This is a genomic window from Vibrio sp. T11.5 (assembly GCF_027587155.1).
GTDB lineage: Bacteria > Pseudomonadota > Gammaproteobacteria > Enterobacterales > Vibrionaceae > Vibrio > Vibrio neptunius.
Map to the genome: position 1 here is coordinate 293,591 of NZ_JAPPTP010000001.1, position 22,342 is coordinate 315,932.

Annotated in this window: 21 protein-coding genes and 1 riboswitch; of the genes, 5 read left to right on the plus strand and 16 right to left on the minus strand. The window is 44.7% G+C overall.

Going from position 1 to position 22,342, the window contains the following annotated elements; genetic code table 11:
• Window positions 1–20: 20 nt before the first annotated feature.
• The 10 genes from OH455_RS01380 to OH455_RS01425 form a co-directional block, all read right to left on the minus strand.
• Entirely contained in the window at window positions 21–560 is a 540-nt protein-coding gene (locus OH455_RS01380) for an AAA family ATPase (protein WP_269980059.1), read from the minus strand.
• A gap of 178 nt (window positions 561–738) precedes the next feature.
• On the minus strand, window positions 739–1,941 hold the full coding sequence (gene lamB / locus OH455_RS01385) for a maltoporin LamB (protein WP_269980060.1): 1,203 nt from the start codon (window positions 1,939–1,941) through the stop codon (window positions 739–741).
• Window positions 1,942–2,354: 413 nt separating this feature from the next.
• The gene (locus OH455_RS01390) at window positions 2,355–2,621 is read right to left on the minus strand and encodes a hypothetical protein (RefSeq protein ID WP_269980061.1); all 267 of its coding nucleotides are present in this window, start codon (window positions 2,619–2,621) and stop codon (window positions 2,355–2,357) included.
• Between the two features lie 34 nt (window positions 2,622–2,655).
• Window positions 2,656–3,195, minus strand: coding sequence for a GNAT family N-acetyltransferase (locus OH455_RS01395; protein ID WP_269980062.1), 540 nt, complete (start codon window positions 3,193–3,195; stop codon window positions 2,656–2,658).
• Window positions 3,196–3,418: 223 nt separating this feature from the next.
• On the minus strand, window positions 3,419–4,348 hold the full coding sequence (locus OH455_RS01400; RefSeq protein ID WP_269980063.1) for a hypothetical protein: 930 nt from the start codon (window positions 4,346–4,348) through the stop codon (window positions 3,419–3,421).
• Between the two features lie 173 nt (window positions 4,349–4,521).
• Window positions 4,522–5,040, minus strand: a complete 519-nt coding sequence (locus OH455_RS01405) for a hypothetical protein (protein WP_269980064.1) — start codon at window positions 5,038–5,040, stop codon at window positions 4,522–4,524.
• A 308-nt stretch (window positions 5,041–5,348) separates the two neighbouring features.
• A complete protein-coding gene (locus OH455_RS01410) occupies window positions 5,349–5,738 on the minus strand; it encodes a ribosome recycling factor family protein (protein ID WP_269980065.1) in 390 nt (129 codons plus the stop codon).
• A gap of 50 nt (window positions 5,739–5,788) precedes the next feature.
• Window positions 5,789–7,567 carry a putative bifunctional diguanylate cyclase/phosphodiesterase gene (locus OH455_RS01415; RefSeq protein ID WP_269980066.1) on the minus strand — a complete coding sequence of 593 codons (1,779 nt, stop codon included), beginning with the start codon at window positions 7,565–7,567 and terminating at the stop codon, window positions 5,789–5,791.
• Between the two features lie 137 nt (window positions 7,568–7,704).
• Window positions 7,705–8,436 carry a chromosome partitioning protein ParA gene (locus OH455_RS01420; RefSeq protein WP_045974215.1) on the minus strand — a complete coding sequence of 244 codons (732 nt, stop codon included), beginning with the start codon at window positions 8,434–8,436 and terminating at the stop codon, window positions 7,705–7,707.
• A gap of 18 nt (window positions 8,437–8,454) precedes the next feature.
• Window positions 8,455–8,613 (minus strand): hypothetical protein, encoded by a 159-nt coding sequence (locus OH455_RS01425; protein WP_206371257.1) that lies wholly within the window; start codon window positions 8,611–8,613, stop codon window positions 8,455–8,457.
• A 283-nt stretch (window positions 8,614–8,896) separates the two neighbouring features.
• Between OH455_RS01425 and OH455_RS01430 the strand changes: the two genes are divergently transcribed.
• Window positions 8,897–9,235, plus strand: a complete 339-nt coding sequence (locus OH455_RS01430) for a YggL family protein (protein ID WP_269980067.1) — start codon at window positions 8,897–8,899, stop codon at window positions 9,233–9,235.
• Between the two features lie 45 nt (window positions 9,236–9,280).
• On the opposite strand, the gene OH455_RS01435 is transcribed toward OH455_RS01430, so the two are convergent.
• Window positions 9,281–9,523, minus strand: coding sequence for a hypothetical protein (locus OH455_RS01435; protein ID WP_206371255.1), 243 nt, complete (start codon window positions 9,521–9,523; stop codon window positions 9,281–9,283).
• A gap of 436 nt (window positions 9,524–9,959) precedes the next feature.
• Here OH455_RS01435 and OH455_RS01440 point away from each other — a divergent pair, with 436 nt between their 5' ends.
• Window positions 9,960–11,510: a YncE family protein gene (locus OH455_RS01440; protein ID WP_269980068.1), complete on the plus strand. Its 1,551-nt coding sequence runs from the start codon at window positions 9,960–9,962 to the stop codon at window positions 11,508–11,510.
• 296 nt (window positions 11,511–11,806) lie between these two features.
• A riboswitch (glycine riboswitch) is annotated at window positions 11,807–11,910 on the plus strand.
• Between the two features lie 109 nt (window positions 11,911–12,019).
• Complete coding sequence (locus tag OH455_RS01445) at window positions 12,020–13,393, plus strand: alanine/glycine:cation symporter family protein (protein ID WP_269980069.1); 1,374 nt, start codon at window positions 12,020–12,022, stop codon at window positions 13,391–13,393.
• A gap of 35 nt (window positions 13,394–13,428) precedes the next feature.
• On the opposite strand, the gene OH455_RS01450 is transcribed toward OH455_RS01445, so the two are convergent.
• Complete coding sequence (locus tag OH455_RS01450) at window positions 13,429–14,043, minus strand: LysE family translocator (protein WP_269980332.1); 615 nt, start codon at window positions 14,041–14,043, stop codon at window positions 13,429–13,431.
• A gap of 257 nt (window positions 14,044–14,300) precedes the next feature.
• On the opposite strand from OH455_RS01450, the gene OH455_RS01455 reads away from it, so the two are divergent.
• Window positions 14,301–15,785: a carboxypeptidase M32 gene (locus tag OH455_RS01455; RefSeq protein ID WP_269980070.1), complete on the plus strand. Its 1,485-nt coding sequence runs from the start codon at window positions 14,301–14,303 to the stop codon at window positions 15,783–15,785.
• Window positions 15,786–15,816: 31 nt separating this feature from the next.
• Here OH455_RS01455 and OH455_RS01460 read toward each other — a convergent pair whose 3' ends face one another.
• Entirely contained in the window at window positions 15,817–16,374 is a 558-nt protein-coding gene (locus tag OH455_RS01460; protein ID WP_269980071.1) for a thiamine phosphate synthase, read from the minus strand.
• Window positions 16,375–16,764: 390 nt separating this feature from the next.
• Here OH455_RS01460 and OH455_RS01465 point away from each other — a divergent pair, with 390 nt between their 5' ends.
• Window positions 16,765–18,075 carry a hypothetical protein gene (locus OH455_RS01465; protein ID WP_269980072.1) on the plus strand — a complete coding sequence of 437 codons (1,311 nt, stop codon included), beginning with the start codon at window positions 16,765–16,767 and terminating at the stop codon, window positions 18,073–18,075.
• Between the two features lie 40 nt (window positions 18,076–18,115).
• Here OH455_RS01465 and OH455_RS01470 read toward each other — a convergent pair whose 3' ends face one another.
• The 3 genes from OH455_RS01470 to OH455_RS01480 form a co-directional block, all read right to left on the minus strand.
• Complete coding sequence (locus tag OH455_RS01470; protein ID WP_269980073.1) at window positions 18,116–18,847, minus strand: DUF3726 domain-containing protein; 732 nt, start codon at window positions 18,845–18,847, stop codon at window positions 18,116–18,118.
• On the minus strand, window positions 18,844–20,580 hold the full coding sequence (locus OH455_RS01475; protein WP_269980074.1) for a hypothetical protein: 1,737 nt from the start codon (window positions 20,578–20,580) through the stop codon (window positions 18,844–18,846). The genes OH455_RS01470 and OH455_RS01475 overlap by 4 nt, the downstream gene beginning before the upstream one ends.
• 93 nt (window positions 20,581–20,673) lie before the next feature.
• Window positions 20,674–22,275, minus strand: a complete 1,602-nt coding sequence (locus OH455_RS01480; RefSeq protein WP_269980075.1) for a BCCT family transporter — start codon at window positions 22,273–22,275, stop codon at window positions 20,674–20,676.
• Window positions 22,276–22,342: the final 67 nt, after the last annotated feature.

A 22,342-nucleotide genomic window follows, 5' to 3' on the forward strand; every position in this document is an offset into this window, starting at 1 on the left:
CAGTTATTTATAAATTAAGGTTAACGAGAGCTTAGCGTATCGAGAATAAATTGTGATCGTAGCTCTACACTACCAGTCGGGACTTCCGTTAAGGTGTAGCCAAATAATTTATACGCTTCGCGCATTTTTTCATAAGTGGCCACGGCTTCGGCAAAGCCTTGCTTTCTTTCCGCATCGTTGGCAAATATTTCTTTCCAAGGTGGGAACACAAACACCTGTAGGTTATGCCTGAGTTGATAGCAATGCTGTGTGAGATTCTCAGTGAGGGTCAAGCCTTCTAGTAAGCTGTAACCGTAACTATCAACAATGCTTCGATCAAAAAATACGTACTCTTCCCCAATACCAATTCGACGATATTTGTCTATTTCTGCTGAAACCATGGCGTTACGGAAAGCGGTTTTGTCCAACCATGGAAGGGCATGGCCACCACTCTCGACCTGATGTTGAATCACTCGTCGGCCAACTTCATCGGCGGTCTTGTAACCCAGACTTTGCAGGTGTTCAATCACTGATGTTTTCCCTGAACCGGGCCCACCTGTAAATACAATAAAACGTTCCATTGAATTCCTATTAGCTGAAAGGATAAGCCTTATATTATTGCGAGTTAGCGAAAAGCTAATGGTACAGCAATGATATGATATCAAGAAAGAAATGAAATCTGAGAAGGATTACTTTGAAGTGTTTAGGCGGGATAATTCTATCCCGCCTAGTAAGAAAAGTCAGTCGATTACGAAGCGCTTACCACCAAGCTTCTACCTGCATACCAACACTGATTTCTGTGTCTTTACCAGTGCCAAAAGCATTATCGTTTTCTGCATCATTCAGATAAGTAGCAAATACACGAATCTCAGGTCGTGACCAAAAACCCGCTTTAGGAACCCAAGCCTGTGCAACCGTAAACTTGCTACCTGCACTGTCTACGTTATTGATCTTTTCTGAGAAACCACCAATTTCCAAAATGGTACGCATTCTCTCTGTCCATTTGTATAGCGGGCGAACTACAACGCTGAGTGTGGAGTCATCCGTCGCGGTACCGTCCACATCAGTGGCTGCGGCATAACGAATCGAGTGACCAAATTCAATTTTGTCTCCAACAGAAACCACACCCCAGTTGATCAGACGATAGCCTTTCGCATCATTGTTTGCGGCATCACGAACCAGACCATTACCATGACCAAATGTCGTCATTTGCTCCGCGTAACCAGAATTCGCTAATTGCAAGATTGTCTTGTTGAAACCATTGTCCAGTGATTGCTGAAGGCTTGCCGTGAACATCAGGCTGTTGTCGGCATCTAGTGACTGACCACTACGTTCATTACCCGCATGATAATCCAAGCCTACTTCCAGATCTGCGTTTTCCCACATTGGGATACCTGCGTATCGTACATCGGCAATAACCGCCGTCGTTTCCTGACCATCATCTAAATCGCCAGCCACAGTATCTTGCAGAAGTGCAACGGACAGCTTACCTGGACCCATATTGATGTGCTCAACACCACCACCGATACCGCTAACGTCCCAGTAGTAGTTATCTACGATATGAACATCGTGACGTTGGTAGTAACGCTCACCCGCCCAGATAGTGATGTCTTTGTCTTCAAATAAACCTGTTGCCTGAACGTTCAGCTGTGCTACTTCAACACTGCGATCTTTGGAGTTTTGGTCTTGCCCTTCCCAATATTTAAGCATCGAGTCAACAACGAATGATACATCGTCCTCTGCATACACTTCTTTTTTCAGGCCAAACTCACCATATAGATCATCTTCGTTTCCAAGGCGACCGACCTTGTTTACTTCCCACTTACTGTTAGAACCGCCCTCATTACTCAGCCCGACACCACCACGCATGTAGCCGTAAAATTCGACGGGAGAAGTAGCGGCTAATGTGCTGGTTGACAGGATGGCAACGGAAAGTGCGCTGGCAATAGGTAATCGTTTCATAATCCTTTCCTTGTAGCGTTAAAGCTCAATTGATTCACTCAAGTTTGTCTATTTTATGATTAATGGGAACAATCCCATGGGATCGATCCCATACTGAATTGATAATTAAGTCAAGGAAAGTAGTCGTCACGATTATTGTGATCGCCATAACTATTAGGATTATTAATAAGTGAGCTAGTTATCGGTTTGACAACCGAGTAAAGCGCTCATAATTTGTTCAAGGAAAAATCGGGGGGAGATGGAAAAATTTGGGGTGCTAAGCCATTTAAGGCATTGATTAATTATACAAAATCAAAATAAGGCGGCCACTTACTGTGACCACTTTTCTTTATGAATCAATTATTTGAGCTTCTCTCTCTTGAGCCAACCAAACTCTTCAAACTCGGGCTTATCATTAAATTTCGACACATAGCCTAGACATAGTTAATTAAAGCAGCATGCTCCAGAACACTCCGGCAAGTCGGTTTCGCCCCACCGAGTTCATACCAAAACTCATCGAGAAATTGCTCAAAATTCATTAATGCAGTTTTAGTGTTTTCCTCAATATCGGCCAGTGTTAATACATCCGTCACCCAAGGGAGAAAAGCAGCAAGCTCTTCTTTACTATCTTCAATCACAGTAAGCATGGATTGTGAATATTCTAAAGAAGGTGGGGTTAATTTAATCCTTTGCGTTTCCATAAAAGCCACCATTAAACATGTAGATAGTAGTTGGTTAACTTATTGAGTGGAGGTTTTGCCACTCTGAACGCAATACCCCGTATTTGACCGAGTCATAATACTCGCCATTGAAGTATCTTACTTTTCGCAATCGAGCTTCTTGCTGAAAACCGAGCTTAAGTGCAAGTGACATCATGCGGGGGTTTCCGGACCACGTTGTCATCCCAACTCGCTCTATTTGTTTATTTCTAAATAAATAAGTAATCCAAAGAGGAATAGCAGCCGCTGCTATTCCTTTTCCCCAAAAAGCAGAGTCGTAAATGACAATTCCAGCTTCGAGCCAGCGTGTTTCTTCACATTCCCAATAACAACTCACGGTGCCAACAGGAGTTTCATTTACCGTCACCAATTGAAGATCTTCACCTTCTATCATTCGTCGAAAAGCCTCACTTTCAAACTGTTCGAGTGAAGGATGCGAATATGGGAAATAGGGTCCATTGAACTTTGTCCATTCATCGTTAGATGCCACAAGAGCATGAATGGTTTCCAGCTCATCCGGTCTAGCGGGCCTAATACTGATCACGGTATCTGACACAAAACTTCCTCATTGTGTTATTGGTCTACTTTTAGGACTGCGGGTCTGATAACTAAGCAGCACTTTATCCTTATTTTTCATTCAGAGCAAAAAGCGCAACTTAGTTTTTCGATGACTCATTACCCGATATTAACAACACTAAAAACCTCATATTGCGAACAATCAGTTCAGGGCTAACAACCAAAAAGAGCGCCTATTGGCGCTCTTTTGAGAAGTTTAAAGCTTACTCGGTAAATGTTGCATTCAACTTCACTTTATAGTGAGCATAAATGTTTGATGAGTAGTGTCTTGCAACCAGTTGTATCTTCAGTTTTTCTACATCAACCGGCTGTTCCAAAGCTACAGATTGTCGACCGGGGAATTTCAGATAGCTCGAATAAACGCGGTTGCCATTCTCATCATGAATGAATGCAACGACAGATTGATTTCGGGCATTATCATTGGTTTCAACCACCAGCTCTAAAGACTTCACTTTCTTATTATAGGTCGGAGTAAGTTCGATCCATTCCGTTACAGGCTGACCAAAACGAACATACATGGATGTTCCTGCCGAGTGTGTTTCGTCAAAATCAATCACAGGGTCATGGTCTGGAAAACTGTTCGCATCGTTCGGTTTGCTGTTACCGAAATACTCCTGAATTAAACTGAAGTTGTCTCCGTCATAATCTGTATTAGCATCGAGCCCGACTGACTGATACGTTTTTTTCCACCACGTGGGTAGGTAATCGTTGTCGATGCGCGAACTTTCACCAAAGTTAAAGCGAAAATTTCCCTCAAATCGCTGACTTGGTTGAGAAAAGTCCGCATTGTACAAAGAAATCACAGCTCGATAGTCGTCTTTCCAGTAAGCGATGGGCGTCGCAAATGTATGCTCACCAATACCGGCTCTACAGTCTAGATAGTGCAGCAAAGTACTCGCGCTATCGTAAATACTAATCTTACAATCCATTGAAGAAGGCTGGTTGTTATCATAGCCTAACGTTGCCAAATGACGTCTGTCAGCTGGCAATGAGAGGTTGACAGGAATATTCAAACGCGCGCCTTTATATATCGTCTGACTTACTTGGGTATTGTACGTTTGCAAATGGGGATTGGTATTCGCAACTGCAGCGAATGAAACAAAGGGTATAGCCAACAGAAGTGTTGTTTTCATTGAAGAACCTATAGTTATTTGTTATCAAAAAGATCAATATGATTCACGAATGCTATTTAATACAAGCAAGGTATGTAAACACTCAATAAAGAAAATCAATTGATTTACAAATAGCTATAGGCTGTTACATCATAAAATGTGACGGGTTTGTTTAGGCAAACCATCACACGATATTAAGCAACCTCTGTGTCCTCTCGATCTAGCTCATCAACTTGCTCAATGTCAGCATCTCTTAGTTTTTGAATAAGTACAGGCAGATCATTACGATAAAAGCTCGCATTGTAGCCTTGAGCAGCAGATGGTAAAGACTGGATAAACTGATACAAAGGCTCGCTAGGTGCTTTGGCATCATCACTGTTATTGGGAACAAGCAACACCTTTTCATTAACCGTTAACAAAACGCTTTCCAATGATTGTTCGTAATGATCGACGTTTGCGGGTGTTATCGGTTGAAAAACAAAAAAATAGTTAGGCAGTCGAATTATAGTACTTTCATCCTGTTTCGATAATGCACCATAAAGCATCCACTGTTGAGTTTCTGATTTGAATCGCCTCTTCATTTTTTCGACACGCACAGTCAATGCTTTTTTCGCGTCTTGAGCTTCCTTTTTACGTTTGGCTTCAAAATAGAAGTAAAAGGATAAGAGGATTAATAGAACAGAAAGTAGCGCAACAAGTATAAAAAAGGGCATGATAGTTTGCTTAAAATAGGTGCTGAGTAGCTGAAAAATAAAAGGAATTATACAAAACGATTCCTTTTTCCTCCAAAGGTTATTCTTAATTTAGTGAAATTCGAAGCATTCTGCGAGGGGTGACTTTATGGTTTTAAAAGAAGATAAGCCCCTCAATAAAATGAGCGAACTAATGCAGCCTAAATGGTGTTTCACGGATAAAAATCTCCAACTGAATAACCCAAAACTCATTAGCCCTAAGGCTATGTTTGTATTTTTGGTCAACACGTAGCCAGGAAAGAGCAGCTCCTTGGATGATCCAAGCTAAATTATAGGGTTTCCGACTCAAATCTGGCGAAGCGAGCTTCTATAAGTGAGCAGCCAGTGCGCTCCATTAAATCAGTCAGTGTTATTGTCGGATCAGCAAGCAATATCTCTATAAGACGTTCGATCGTGTACTCTCGCGATACCACACTCTGATTAATATGGGCATTCAACTTATTAAGTACAAAATCGAATTCCGCAGATTGCTGAGATAAGTGATTCAACAACCCCTTTAGCGCGTCGAATTGGCCAATCAATTGCCAGTTTCTCGAACGGCGAACGCGCTTTAGATTGCAACCGTGCTGTTTTACAACAATACGGAGCTGCTTGGTCGCCTCACTACCAATCCTATGAATAAGCGAAGGAAGGGAGATAACAAGGTTTTCTGATGACATTGTAGAGCTCAGCTAACGAACAACGAGAATAGTCTACCTCACAACCTAAATCATGCCGAGGCTTTACTGGCTCCAGAGCTGACATTAAACAACGAAAAGAACTCTTTTCCACACAGAGGTTGAGAAAAAAGGTAGCCCTGATATTCATCGCAGTTTTCCTGACGTAGAACCTCTAACTGCTGTTCGTCTTCGACACCCTCAGCGACGACCTTGATGTTCAAGCTGTGCCCCATCTGGACAATTGTCCTAAGTAACATACGATCTGCCTCATGAATCGCGCATTCATCGACAAAACATTTGTCAATTTTAAGCACATCAACGGGGAGCTTTTTCAAGTAACGTAAGCAGGAGTACTCCACACCAAAGTCATCAATAGCCACAGAAATACCCAAAGCTCTTAGCTGTCCACAGATATCAGTCACAGCATCAGGGTCACCCATCAACGCAGATTCAGTGATTTCTATCTGAAGTAAGTGAGAGGGCAAGCGCACTTCGCGCAAGATTTCACAAATCACTTTAAACAGATCAGTGTGATCAAACTGTACATTTGAAACATTGACCGACACACACAAATCCACACCTGCGTCATGCCACTCTTTTATTTGCTTGCATGCCTCTCGTAATACCCAATGCCCAAGGGGGACGATCTGAGCTGTTCTCTCGGCAACAGGTATAAACTCAGCGGGTGTTATAGCCCCCAATTGAGGGTGGTTCCAGCGTATCAAAGCCTCCGCACCCACCACCTCTGAAGTCGTCGCCGACACTTTAGGTTGATAATAGAGAACGAACTGGTCATTGATCAGCGCATCTTTGATTTCCGTTTCAATTTGATGCTGCCGGATGGTTTCACCTAACAACTTGTCATCAAACCAACATACTGAGCCAGCGCCTTCAGAGCGAGCTTTAAACAAGGCAAAATCTGAATTTTTAACCCATATATCAAGGTTATCAACTGCATCTTTCGCAAAAGCCACACCTATACAGAATCCCAACCTGTGGGAGGTACTGTTGACATTGAAGAGCGTCTTCTTGTGCCGGTGTAGGATTTCAATAGTCTCGTCCAATACTAATTCTATATCATGAGATTCCGCCATTAATACAAACTCATCCCCCCCTAGGCGATAGAGTTTTCCATAGCCACCGACTAAGTCATTGATGTGATTGGCAAACGCTACCAGTAATACATCCCCATGACGATATCCCAAACGGTCATTCACGTTTTTGAACCCATCTAGGCCTATGTGCAGTAGGCCAAAATACTCTGCATTTGCCTTGTTAACTTGCTTGATGTCACTGTAAAAAGCGTTAAGGTTCGGCAATTTAGTCAAATAGTCAGTCACACTCTCTTGTTTATAAGCCATGGCCTGCTCACGAACTTTGACGTAGAAATATGCCATGAAGGTTGCAAACACAGTAATCACACTCACTTCCGAAGCTACTTCTATAAAGAGTTGTAGGTCTGTTGCTGTTAGTTGGTAAAGGTAGCCATTTACTAAGGCCCCTCCAACAGCAATGGGCCATAAAGTGCCAGGGAAAAGTACGATATAACAGAGGGGGATCAGTATTAAGCTGTTTCTTATTGGGCCAATATCAAATGGCTGGATCATTCCCCCGACCATAAACATTGCAACAGCGGAAAATGCGAAAAGATGGCGTAAAGAAAGATTATTGGCTATGAGAGCTAAGATCATCAAAATGGGAAAAACAAAGAAAACTCTAGACCAGATGTGCTCTTGATTGACCAGTCCATAAGAAACAACCCCTACCGCGCAAAGAAAGGCAAGGTTTGCTATGATTTGTACCCACTCTGTACCGTTGTTCTTCTGCACGCCTCGTCCTCACAGCATGAGCAAGTATACTAAGCTCAATTGTCTAACCATTAAAACTTAGTAACAAATCTAATAATTGACTACTTTTGACATAAAAAAACCTCCCAAATGGGAGGTTTAATATCAGTCCAGTCTTGCTACAAACCTAACTCGTCCGTTAGTGCCTTCATTTGTTTGAGATCCATCTGATGCACTCTTATCATTTGATTGACCTGACTTAAGCGAGAACTTGCCTCATCTTGCTTATCGCAAGAATCAGACTTCGCGTCCCATGAAGTCCCTGCCAGATACAAATCACAATCACTTTTCAGTTTTTTTACTTTGGGCTCGAGATCCTCACGCTCTTTTTCCAAGGCCTCCAGTTCTTGCTTCACTTTAAGCTCTTGTTGAAACAGCTCTCGTGATCGCTCAAAAATCGTAGCTTGCATATCAGCCTGTCGGTTCAGCTGATTATTTTCTTGGGTCGCTTGCGCAATTTGCTGCTTCTGCTGATTCAGTTGTTCTTCGAGAGACAGGTTCACCTTTTCTAATTCAGAAACCTCCGAGCGTAGAGCTGCCAATGCATTTTCGTGCTCTTGCTGCTGCTCATCGATGGCTTGTTGAAGCTTGCTAGCGATTTCATCATCGACTTTCGCCACTTTATCTTCTACTTCGACAACCAGCTGTTTTTTGTCTTCGACTAGCAACTGATATTTTGCTTCCAATCCATCATAAGCAGCTTGCCATTTACCAGCTGTAGCGACGGAGCCTACCAACCCACCTAACGCTAACCCTAAGGCACCTGCAATAACGATGTACAAATAGCTGCGTTTATCTCTTTCTTCGATAACCACCACATCATCATTATCAATTTCAGACTCGCTGTTCACTCTGTTGCTCCTACTGATTTAGCGTATGAGTTCTGTCACCACCAAGGTGACGGTGTAAATAATAAAGCCTGATATCAAAGTAGTGACGACATATTTTTGCAGTTTTTCGTTGGTTCGATACCGGATCAGGACAAATGCCAACGCCACTAAAAAAACAATCGCAATCAATCTTGTCATACCACCTCCTAGCTAGCCTCTTCGCGAACCTCAATGGCTGGTTAACTTATTCATTTATACCATCTTTTGAGAGCATTGGGTCAGAGTTAAGTTTGTTTTACACTCGTTACGTTTAATTATATACATGCCAACCCCTGCTGCATCCATTCCTATGTGGTTTAATCGTTACAAAACGCGACCTTTCCCAAACAAGGTTAGTATTTTATCTCTTTTTCAGAATTATGTTTGGGCTTGCTTCGGATTTGAGGTATAAGGAGCTAACTCGAAAACCTGAGGCAAAATAATGAAACCATTTAAGTTAGAGAATAAGAAGCGTCGCATCCAAAAGAAACTCTTTGTTGGCGAATTCGCGATGCTTGGATTCGAAGTCAGCTGTGAAACAACGATCACTGACTTTGATAATTACGACGCGTTTGTTGACGAGTTCATCGATTTCATTGATGCACTCGGGCTCAGCTTTGGCGGCGGCGGTCTTGAGTTATTCGAAGGCTTTATCTGTCATTCAGAAAGGTACCAAAGTGTAACAGAAGAACAACAAGCAAAAGTTGCTAAATGGTTGGATGCGCGTGCTGATGTGAAATCAGTACAAGTAAGCGAGCTGGTTGACGCCAACTACTTCTAAGACTTGCAATAGCGCCCTACTCAGGGCGCTATGAGTATATTGAATCTATTTTACTTCCAAACCTAGGTTATATTGCGCCAAGCATCTGGTCACATAACTCACTTTCAACAATGCAGCTATTACGATGGTGCTGATATGCGCTGCGATTTGAGCATTCAGGCTGAAGGAGTGAGCGTATGGATAAGAAATTAATACACTGACCACCAGTGCGAGAAAAGTGACGACCAGTCCAATATTTGAAACAGTCAAAAGCGTTTTGAATGTAGTGCGAGTTGGTTGAGCAAACATAGAGACCTCACTAGATTATTTTGTTTTCTCTCTACTTTGCATTCTTCTTGCCAACTTTATAAAGCTATAAAAATCAATAAACAATCAAAAAAAGAGTCTAAAAGACACAAAAAAACCAGCGTCATAATGACACAAAAGTGTTAATTTATTCAAATCCAACTAAAACCCTCCGCACATTTAACCTAACAGGTTAAAATTATTATAAATATCAATAATTTCATAATGTTAAAATTACACATATATCAATTAGTATAAATACTCAAAATACTATTGATATGATGATTATTTTATATGTAAGATAACTTCTTCAGAGCAGCGATCATCAACTTTTCCATCTGTTCTGATGCTCATTGAGAACTTAAGTTAGTTTGTAGTCAACTTGTTGTAAGTCTTATTCCACCATGAATTATTACTTCATTAGTGAGGAGAGACCTCCATGCGATATTTAGCAATTCTCGCGACCCTACTCTCATTAGGTACAAGTGCATCACCTAGCTTTCCTGATTTATCCGATTATCAAAAAATCGACAAAGTGTCAGGAACAACTTCACTGTCTCGTAACGTCGGCGTCATCGGGAATCAAATTATTTTCAAAGATTTGGGTGTTTGGAAGTTTGGCCCAAAGCTTCCGGTTACCGGCAGTGGACACACTGATAAGTACGTCTACAATACAGACCGTTTTATAGCTATCGGCTCCAACTCAGAACGTAAAGTCTTTTTGTTCGAACGCGAGAGCGCATTTAAACCAAACTGGACCTTATCTACTACAATCGAGTTGCCGGACGATGTTGATCCGCAGTTGTCTCAATTTGGCGAGTCTGTTTATCTTGATGATCAGCTACTCACCATTTCTGATCCAATGCAAAGAAGTGTTTATGTTTACCTCAGAAGCTCTGGTGAATGGCAACTGGTCGACAAACTAGACGTCAATAGTTTACCTGCTCCCGCTTTTCACTCATTAGGGTTTACTGTTCGTCGTTATGCTAACGAATTGTACGTTAGTGAGTCTTCTGCTGAGCGTATTTTTGTTTTCCGAAGTCAAGACCTCAGTACCTGGCAACTAAGTGATGTCATTGAGTCACCCGACAAAACCCCTACACAGTATAGTCAGTTTGGCTTCGCATTTGATGTAAATAAACACTTTTTAGTCGTAAGTAGTTACGCAACCTCTTACGTCCACGTCTTCATGAGACGTTTTACCCACGAGCCTTGGAATCTTCAGCAAACCATAAAACAAGCAGATATCGATGCAGAAACAGGGTATTTCGGCCACGATGTGGAATTAGATCGTACGACCTTTATGATTGGTGATGACGCACTTGGCAAAGTCTATCGTTTCGATATCCAGAAAGGCACAAACCTAGCGTGGCAACTGGCTGAAGTCTTTCAGACCGGAGAAGGGAGCAGTCGCTATGGATCTAGCTTTGGGTTTGAGTCGGGCACATTGTTGGTTGGAGATAATAGCAACTCACATCTGTTTACCCGACCAACTCCGAAGGTGAACATCGAAGGTTATGTTTATTCTCACGATGGTATTCCTGTAAAAGACGCAGAAATCAGAGGTTACCTCTCCAGCGTTAAAACGGACGTCGATGGCGCTTATACCCTTCCCATCCAAAGTGGTTGGAGCGGAAGCCTTTACGCTGAGAAATCAGCAGGAACGGTTTACCTCAGCCAAACCGTTGAAGTCAGCAAAACATATCGAGATGTTGTAATCGAAGATTTGACTATCTCAGAACCGATAATGTTTTCTACTTTTATCGCCCTTTCGGGTAACTGCCGCGATACTGAAATGTACATAGAAGAGATTCCTAGAGGAGATCAAGACAATATCCGTAGCCGTTTTATTAAATTTGCCCTTCTTTATGGTAGTAGCGGCACGTTAACGCCGATTTCTGCATTGTGTGACGTGACTCCAGCGAAGATTGAGTATGACTTCGTGGATGAAAGCGTTGTTTTTAGCGTCAATACTCAAAACAAACAATAAGCCTTAAATAAGAGCCTTTGGATTAGTCCAAGGCTCATTCTTTCTCTCCCAATAACAATCATTCTTCTCGTTTTGTTATCCATGCAAAAAACTAATTGAATTACACGAAAATAATGATAGAGTTCACATGTCGATAGCCTTCAGTGCTATCGACTAACTTTTGCTCATTAAACGAGCAATCGTTCCGATGAAGACTACAGGAGAGTGGTTATTTACCAAATTTTAACATTTGGACGAAATAACCTACCGAAGAAGTAAATCTTTCAGGTGCTGTGAAAACAGCGAGGACTGTAGTTGGAGGAACCTCTGGAGAGAACCGTTAAATCGGTCGCCGAAGGAGCAAACCTCACACCATCAGGTGTGTGGTGAAACTCTCAGGCAAAAGGACAGAGGAGTGAAAAGAACAACCTAGCTATGATCGCTTTGCTGCCTGTAGCGTTTGTTGAGACTCGTCGTCTCTGCCCTTTCACTCTTCTCCTTAGTAATGCTTTATCAATTAAGGGGAAATCATGGATAACCTTCAATCTTTACTTAAAACTATCGACAGCTTTGTCTGGGGTCCACCACTACTTATCCTGTTAGTGGGAACCGGTGTCTACTTTACTTTTCGCTTAGGCTTACTTCAGTTTCGACACCTGCCGACCGCACTGAAAATGGTTTTCAGCAAAGATGATTCAAAAAAACCAGGTGATGTTTCAAGCTTCGCCGCTCTTTGTACCGCGCTTTCTGCCACCATTGGTACAGGTAACATTGTTGGTGTCGCAACCGCAATAAAACTTGGTGGCCCGGGTGCACTGTTCTGGATGTGGCTTGCTGCTCTGTTTGGAATGGCGACTAAATACGCGGAATGCTTATTGGCGGTTAAATACCGTAAAATCGATGATAAAGGCCAGATGATTGGCGGGCCTATGTACTACCTTCAGTACGGAGTAGGCTCTCGCATGCTCGCATCGCTCTTCGCTTTCTTCGCTTTGGGTGTCGCCTGCTTCGGTATTGGTACCTTTCCTCAGGTTAACGCGATTCTCGACGCTAGCGAGATCTCTTTTGGCATGCCGCGAGAAGCATCCGCAGTGGTACTGACGCTACTAGTGGCGTTTGTCACGCTGGGTGGTATTCAGTCGATTGCCAAAGTGGCAGGAAAAGTCGTTCCAACGATGGCACTGTTCTACGTGCTGGCTTGTCTGAGCGTGATTATCATCAACAGCGATCAGCTGCTAGGCGCCATCGAGCTGGTTCTTGTGTCTGCATTCACGCAAACCGCTGCAACAGGTGGCTTCCTTGGTGCGAGCATCATGCTAGCCATCCAGTCGGGTATTGCTCGTGGTGTCTTCTCTAACGAATCTGGTCTTGGAAGTGCCCCAATGGCAGCAGCTGCTGCGAAAACCGATTCGTGTGTGAGACAAGGCCTGATTTCGATGACAGGTACCTTCTTCGATACCATCATCATTTGTACCATGACAGGTCTTGCACTGATCCTGACTGGTGCATGGCAAAGTGACTTTGCAGGTGCAGCGATGACAACTCACGCTTTTGCTGTTGGACTAAATGCTGAAACATTGGGCCCGATTCTGGTTTCCGTTGGTTTGATCTTCTTCGCCTTCACAACCATTCTGGGTTGGAACTACTATGGTGAGCGTTGTGTCGTATTCTTGTTCGGCACCAAAGCCGTTCTGCCATACAAGGTTATCTTCCTTGCTTTGGTGGCATCAGGTGCTTTCCTACACCTAGATATGATTTGGATTATCGCCGATATCGTTAACGGCTTAATGGCGGTGCCTAACCTGATCGGTTTGATCTTGCTCCGCCATGTCGTGATTGAAGAAACGAAAGCGTATTTCTCAGCCGCGGTGGATAACGTAAAGCAGCCTCAGATGCAGAGCTAACCAATAAAAAAACGGCGGCTTAAGCCGCCGTTTTTTTATTCTTCCACCATAAGTTTCACACCTAAGCCAACCAGAACCACTCCCGTAGTTGCTTCCATCCGGCGCATAAACTTAGGGCTTTTCAGCAAATTCTTCGCTGAGTTCAAAGTGCCCGCCAAGCCACATTGCCAAATCATTGCAATCACAAAATGGATAGCCGCCATCAAGCTGGACTGCAAAAATGCCGAACCCTCTGGATTAATAAACTGAGGCAAGAATGCAAGATAGAAAACCGCTGTTTTTGGATTGAGAATATTTGACAAAAAACCTTCTCGAAGAGAGCGTTTGATGTCCAGATTATGCGTATGAGACTCCATATTCGACATAGTTATATCCCCTTTCCAGACCTCTCTTAAAGTTGTCGCTCCCAGCCAGATGAGATAAGCGGCACCAGCCATCTTAACGGCATTAAACAACTCTGCCGACTGCGCCAAAATAGCCGAAATACCAACTGCTGAAAACGTCGCGTGGACAAACAGGCCTAAACAAATACCGAGACTCGTCGCTACGCCATCTTTCACTCCACCTCGGGAAGAATTACGCAGCACCAGTGCTGTGTCCAGCCCCGGTGTTAGCGTTAGAATGGTAATGGCGATCAGAAACGCTTCCATATTGTTAATCACATTTACTCCTTTCTATTCCTCTTCTCGAACTCATTTAGTAAACCTCTTCTATCATTAAAACGTCTTTGAATAAACCACGAGGCGGAATTCTTCTCTTCTATGTAAATAACATTTAAATCACCAAATACTCCAATTAGTGTGATTTAAGATAAGTTCATTGCCATCAACGCAACCGGATAGTACTTGGTCTGGCTAAGCGAGATTGATACACTTTCCTTCTGTTAAATAGTCATGGAAGGCGACCGATGAGCGCATTCGAAAAACTTAAAGCACATTCTAAAAAAATCTCTCATTTCAGCCACCTTGCTTCTATTTGTGGTTGGGACCAAGCGGCGGTTATGCCTAGCGGTGGTAACCAAGCTCGCTCTGAAGCTATGGCGGAACTCTCAGTTCATATCCACGGTCTTCATACTCAGCCTCAACTGGCAGACTGGTTTGCAGAAGCCGAAGGTGAATCACTCAATACCGATGACAAGGCGACACTTCGCGAATTGAAACGCCAGTGGCAGCAAGCCAACCTTCTCCCTGAAGAATTGGTGCAAGCTAAATCTCTCGCAGGTTCCAAATGCGAGCACGCATGGCGTACACAACGCGGTGACAATGACTGGGTTGGTTTTGAGAAGAACTGGGCCGAGGTAGTGAAGCTTTCTCAGGAAGAAGCGCAAATCCGAGCAGAAGCCAACGGTCTCACCCCATATGATGCCATGCTGGATATCTTCGAGCCTGGCACCAGCTCAGCTTCCCTAGATACCCTGTTTAGCAATGTGAAAAGCTGGTTGCCAGAACTTATCGATGAAGTGATTGAAAAGCAGTCTTCTGAACAGTTTATTCAACCAGAAGGTAAATTCACAACAGATAAGCAGAAAGCACTTGGTCTCGAAGTAATGAAGCTACTGCAATTCGACTTTGAGCATGGTCGTCTGGATGAGAGTGTGCACCCATTCTGTGGCGGTGTACCATCGGATGTACGCATTACAACCCGCTATGATGAAAACGAGTTCGTTCAGTCACTGATGGGGATTGTACATGAAACGGGTCACGCTCGTTATGAGCAAGGACTACCGAAGCCTCTTGCTGGATTACCTTCTGGTGAAGCACGCTCTATGGGTATTCACGAGTCACAATCGCTATTTTTTGAAATGCAGGTCGGGCGCAGCGACGCCTTTATCGCTCACCTGGCAGGTTTTGCGGCCAAGCATTTCGATGGCCATAACCCAGCGTTATTCTCGCAGGAAAACTTCCACAAACTCTATACCCGCGTGAAAAAAGACTTCATTCGTGTTGATGCCGACGAGCTTACCTACCCTGCTCACGTTATTTTACGCTACGAGATTGAGCGCGATCTGATCAACGGTAAGATCAAACACACTGACGTTCCTGAACTGTGGAATGAAAAAATGCAGGCTTACCTTGGACTGTCGACCAAAGACAACTTTAAGAACGGTTGTATGCAAGACATCCACTGGACCGACGGCGCATTTGGCTACTTCCCGTCTTATACATTAGGGGCAATGTATGCCGCGCAGTTTATGGCAGCAATGAAGAAGACTGTGGATGTTGATTCAGCCATTCAATCTGGCGATTTAACGCCAATCTTTAGCTGGCTATCAGACAATATCTGGAGCAAGGGAAGCTTACTCACAACAGATGAGTTGGTGAAGCAAGCAACAGGTGACACACTCAACGCGCAATTCTTTAAAGATCATCTCAAGAACCGTTACTTGGGTTAAATACAAAGGCTGGTGAATTCACCAGCCTTTTTCATTGCGCAACCTGCCAAAAATCTGAAATCCCAGCCACACCGTGCGCACCGTAGCTTTGGGCATGTTCTACGTTATGAGTACTTTGCCCACCGAGAGCAAAAGCTGGCATGTCCGCCAATTTGGATAACTCTGCAAAGCGCAGCCAACCAATCGGAGTGGCATCAGGATGAGAGTTCGTCGATTCTACTGGAGAAATAGTAATGAAGTCACACCCCGCCTGATTCGCTAGCTCAACTTCCTGCTCATTGTGGCACGATGCCGCCAGATATTGCGCGCCGCTGTGACGAACCGACTGAATCAAAGCCTTATCTGAGAGGTCTTTCGAGGTAAGGTGCACGCCATGAAAAGGCGCTAAGTCCGTGCCGTCGTAGGAAGCAGAATTGACCAAAACAATCCCTTTCACATAGGGGCCAATTACTTGCTTTAGAGGTGACAAACTGTGCGACTTCGCTCTGAGCTGACATAAACCGCCAGCGCTTTTCAAAGCAAGTAATTGCGCTAACTCATCCAAGCTTTTGTCATTGCTGGTAATGGCGTACTTTGTGGGTAAAAACATTGGTACTCTTTTCTCTTACAACCCCTGTGCTAAACGGCTGAAATCATACTACTTGCAGGCTTCGGTTTCACCTCCATCTGTCAATCACTATCGTAACGATGTTGCTGCAACGCCACCGACTTCCATACTCGTTAAACCACTTAGAGGAAAAATCAGCCATAGTTTGAGCATCGCTAACCTGACTTTTCATCCACACGCAGCCTTTAAGTGCTTACAGGCTCGTTATTTATTGGTTAAAATCAAGTGGTCGGACCTCTAACATCAAAGTTTCCCTCAAACTCCGAAGATCATCAGTCCGAGATGTATTAGTATCTAAGGACATCCTCCAGCCTCACTTGAAGCTGATTCCCAGATGGCCAATGCGTTCTATATCGTTAAGTGGAGGTTCCTATGCAATTCAAACTACTGAAGCGTCTCATCAAAGACAAAATCTTTGGCAATACTTCTGACACAACTCGTGGGGTTCAGGTAGCTCAAATGGCCGATGCTCGCATGGGTGCGATGTATATGCTCGCCAGTACTGAAATTACTAAGGTGGCAAAGATTTCAAACGCACATTTTTTTAGTGCTTTTGTGGTCGGGACCGAGCCTTTCAATGACTTTAAACAAGCAGCCGTAGGGTTACTCAGTAACACAGAAACCATGGCTAAACTGAAAAACAGCAAAGCTGCGAAGAAGATTTCGAAGGCCGCCTCTAAAGTCGCGAAAGTGACCACTTCGATGAAAAATGGTATCAAAGACCTACTGTCTGACTTTTTCCGCACTTTACTCGATAAAGTACGCCATGTTTACGGTGATTTGCTTCATGGCCTTGAATGGCTAGCCGAAGTGGGGAGTTGGTTGATTAGCAAGTTTACCGGCACATTTGCCGACCTAATTCCTGGTTGGGGTCACGTAAGGAGTGCTTCTTCTCTTTATTCTGCAGTCAAAAAGTCTGTTCTAAAGTCCAAAGATCTCATCACTCAGATTTACAAAGGTCGTGGTGTCGAACTGCTGGGTGGCCATCCAAGCATTATATCCAAAGCTTTGGCGCGCCACTCTGCTACTGGCGCTCTCGGTGGCATCAAAAGTGTTGCGCTTAGCGTCGCTGGAATCGCGGGAGCAACTGCCGCAGGTATTGGCTCTATTATCAGCCTTATCATCTCTGTGTTGGAACGCATCATTAAGTTGGTCGACTTCTTTGTGCAGCGTGCTCTGCTTGACAAAGTACTCAAAAGAGCTAGAAGAGAATGGCACAACCGTAGCGCTAACGGCAGCTTGGTCAGTGATCACAAGAGGTTCTCTGAGTGGTTTCAGAACGCGGTGGTCACTACCCCGATTGTCGCTGCACTGGTTATGGGCAGCGGTTTTGTCGGCCACCCGATGAAGTTTGCGCAGTTGCTTACGCCCAAGTTGGATGCAGTGTCCCAAGGCGAGTTTGATAAAGCGGTGGTTTACATCGACAAACTTAAGGCACTCTCAACTGACTACGTTCAGGAATATATTGGCAGCTACAAAATTGATTTTTCTAGCACTGATGGTGTCGTTAACGCTCGACTCAATGAACTCAAAAAGGGTAAAGGTATATTGGATGGACACGAATTCGCAGTGAAACCTGCCACAGTGAAACCAGCAGTAGCCTCTCGTCGTTCGTTGGCGAAAAGCAACCTTTCACTATCACAGCTTTCATCCCTGCATGGTATGCCACCGTTGGATGTGTGATTCATAAAAAGCCAAGGGATTAACCTTGGCTTTTTCAGTATTAGACCAGTTCTCCGGCACCTTGCCGAGAACGTTCACTATTCTCAACCAGAAACACTGTCGCGGTCTGCTTTAGTAATTCCCATTCCTCATCTTCAACGAAAATACCCTCTCGCCAAGAGGACTGCTGTGCATCGACGAGCTCCTTGGCGTCAACATATGTGTTGTAGCCTTGAGAAATGGCACTGACATCAAAGTCACTTACCGCTAGTTCAATCGTCATCGAGTGCTCACTTTCTATCGAACCACAGCTCTCTTCAGAGAAATACAGTTCGGGTGCAACTTGGCCTCGATTGAGCACATACAATACATTTTTGGGGTTAGTGCCATTTGACCAGTTTGCACGACACGCGATACCTTTGGCTGCCAGCTTCAACAACTCGCTGTACGCCAGCCAACGGTTATGGCACTGCTTAAGCTCAATAGCAATGCTTTTGGACTGGACCATTTTTTCAAGCGCAAAATCCAACACAGCAGGTAAGTGACACGCCACACTGCTATGGTGTAAATCCACCTCTAGAGTCTCATCAGAGCGTTGCGAAATAGACGCCGCGCAATCAGAGTCTAAACCGAGAAAACGACTGGCATTATTGAAATGACGGACACCATGTAACCCAGCCATTTGTAAATCAGCCACCATATTGGCAATAACATCCGCTTCACCACACAAACGACGTGTGCCTAAAAAAGCTTTATTGACTGCTGAAACCAGCTCATTGTGAGACACGATCATAATGCGAGCCCTCCTTGCAGCGTGTTCGAATGACGATTAAGAACCTCGCTTTCGGTTGGCATCAAAGGGAAAATCCAATTATCGTTGTGCTGGTCTGAGCCGATTTCGTCCAGCAAAGGCGCACCTTGAAAAAAGGTCACCCGTACCCAGCGATCTGAGCGGGGATCAAATTTCGTCGCACCAAAGAAAGACAGCTTACAGCGCAGCAAGTGCATAGGCAGTGCATCCTGGCGCAACACATTCATCTGAATGTCGCCCATCTGGCGATGTCCCAAGGTCCAGACTCGACGCGCAATAGAACGATATTGAGGATGTTGTAATAGAAACTGAGCCAGTGACATCTCACACGGCTGTTGAGAGACTGCGTTGAACAGGCGGTTGACCTGACGACCGACATCAAGCGGAAGTTCTCGGTCTTCACCGGATTCCTCCCCGCGGACCCCAAGTCTCGGTTCTTCTTTATCCTGAGAGCGATACCAAAACCAATAGTTGTTCTCTGCCAGCGAGTAATCGGCGTCAATCGCCCAGCGATATTTATCGTTTAACACACTAAGCAAGTCACCAACACTTTTCCCAGTAGCAACAGACAAAGTTTCGTCGGTGTTCATCTGCTCTTCAAAATGGTTAACCAGTTCTGGGTAAAGCTCAATCAAACAAGAAGTGACAATCTCTTGAGTTTCCAAATTGTAGGTCGTCAAACCCTCCATCACACTCTGCCAGTTGGGCTGCTGTGAGGTGATGTTCGCCAGATCTTTATGAATAAGAGTCAGCTCAGCAATCGCCTGTTGATTCAACGTATCCTGATGTGGATTGATGGTCACGACCTGCTCTAAATGTTTGATGGCTTTAATCAATAACTGATTCAATGGCCCATGCATCTCTGAATCGCATGGCTTTGCTAGAACCTGCGCCAAAGCACTTTCACGCGCCGTCATCCATTGATCAACGATACATGGGTGATTAATCAAATAAGGCGCCATTCCCAGCCCAGTGGCATTGCCGACGCCAAGATAGCGTTGCAGCCCTCGGTCTAGCTCAACTGCACTTTCACCGCCTTGCTGACGTGCAAGATAATGCACCCAATCGAGACTGAACCCACGTAGCAGGTACACAGCACACATCTGCGCACTGAAGGACAGACTGAAGTCCGGATTGTTCTCCAGTAGCTTGAAGTCCGCAATCCCAAACTTACCGTTGCCATACACGGCTGTTGTTCTGAGAATATAACCTACCTGTGCCAGCTCTTCGCCTTGTGGTTGAAGGCCTTTAGCCAGCGCCGAGACAATATGCCCAAACACTCGTACACTTTTGTTTGCTCTTGCCAGCACCAACACATTGTTTGGATTGCGCCCAGCTTCCTGAAGAGGAACATTTGTACGCAGCTGTTCAAGCAAACTCACATCAACATCGCCGTAAACCAAAGCAAACGTAACATCCCATCTTTCCGCGATGACTCTGTCATTGCGTTCCTCGTCTGCAATCTGATCGCAAAACACCACGAGATGATAAACATGGTGTGGGGTGCTAAGTCGGTAAATAACATGGCCAAACCCTTGCGGGCAAAGTTGCCAATCATGACAGCTCACCTGCCATTGTTGTCTAGCCATTTTACGAATCAGACTGCGTACAAAGCTGATTCGATTTTGGTGCATAGCTCCTAGCCTTTCTGGCGCCATGACCACCTCTGCATTGCGCAGCGATGTTTCAGTGTAAGTAGAACGATGTGCATCCATTTTGCTCACCACCTGTTGTTATTGTAAGAATGGTTGGAGTGTGCGGATAATTTCCGCACACTGTTCACGTTATTTGTCGTTAATAAGTAGTCACTAGTACCCTTGTGCCTTCGCCATCTTGATTGCGATTTGTGGCGCATTCCAAAGTGATGGCAGCAATATCAATGACACCGGAACCGCAGTGATCACGATAAAAGACTGCAATGCGGAGATTCCGCCTGAACCCAGTGAAATCAGAATCAGCGCCGTCACACCCATGGCGACACCCCAGAATGTGCGAACGATGGCATTAGGCTCGGTTTCTCCACTGATCACCACGCTGATGGTGTACGTCATAGAGTCACCGGTTGTAACGATGAAAATCGTTGTCAGAATAAGGAACAGCACCGACACCACCATAGGTAACGGTAGTTGTTGAGTGACCGCCAAAAGCGCACCCGGCAGGTTGAAGCCTTCGAAGGCTTTACTGACACTGCCCGGCTCGGCAATTTCAAATGCCAGACCAGAACCACCAACAATGGTGAACCAGAAACAAGTCGCTAGTGGTGCCACAATGCTAATGGTCGAGATTAACTGGCGGATACTGCGACCGCGGGAAATGCGCGCAATAAAGATCGCCATCATAGGTCCATAGCCAAGGAACCAGCCCCAGAAAAAGACCGTCCACCAGCTAAGCCAGCCTTCATCTCCACGATAAGTCGCCATTGGGATGAAGTTATCGAGCATGCTGCCCACACCCTGAATGTAACCGTTAAAGATAAAGTTCGTTGGGCCAAATAGCAGAATGTAGATCATCAGAGCGATAGCCAAAATTACGTTGTAACGGCTAAGCATCTGCATTCCACGATTCAGACCACTCAGAGCAGACAAAGTATAAAGTGCGATGGCAAACAGAATAATGATCAGCTGAGTGGTAAAGCCGTCGGGAATATCAAACAATACGTTTAACGCGTAGCTAACCTGTAAACCGAGGAAGCCAATTGGACCTATCGTCCCTGCAGCAACCGCGATGATGCAGCACGCATCAATGATCGCACCCGTATGACCTTTTAATGCACGTTCACCAAGAACCGGATAGAGAAGAATACGAGGTTTCAGCGGCAGACCTTTATCGTAATGAAGATGCATCACTACAATAGCTGTCAGGCTGCCAACAATGGCCCATGCAAGGAACCCCCAGTGCATAAAGGATTGCGAAAGTGAATTGACGGCTAACTGTTGAGGGTTATCCTGTGGGCCGTAGAGTGGTGGTGGGCTAACGTAATGCGCAATTGGCTCTGCCGCAGCCCAGAACACACCGCCACCAGCGAGTAAGGTACAGAAAATGATCGCAGTCCAGCGGAACGTATCCATTTCGGGCTTGGTTGTGCCACCGAGTATCACCTTACCTGTTCGCCCTGCAGCGAGCCCAAGGCCAATAAGAAAGGTGAGAAGCAGTAGCAACTGCCAGTATGGACCAAACACTTTCACTGACCAGCCAAATCCTGCATTGACCAGATTAGACAGCAGCTCGCCATCATAGAGCGCTAAAGCAACAAAAAGAGCGATGAACCCACCGCTATACCAGAAAGCGGGATTGCTCAGCCCAAGCTTGTCAGGCGAATTTTCATTGGCAGAAGTATTGTGCTTAGCCTGTGATTTGTCAGATGCCATGTTCATTGCGGCAGCTTTCATGCTATTGGTTAAATCAGACATATGCTGACTCCAGAAGTTTTTCGGTAGTGGCCATCAGGCCAGCTACACGAGTGTATTCAACGACCCA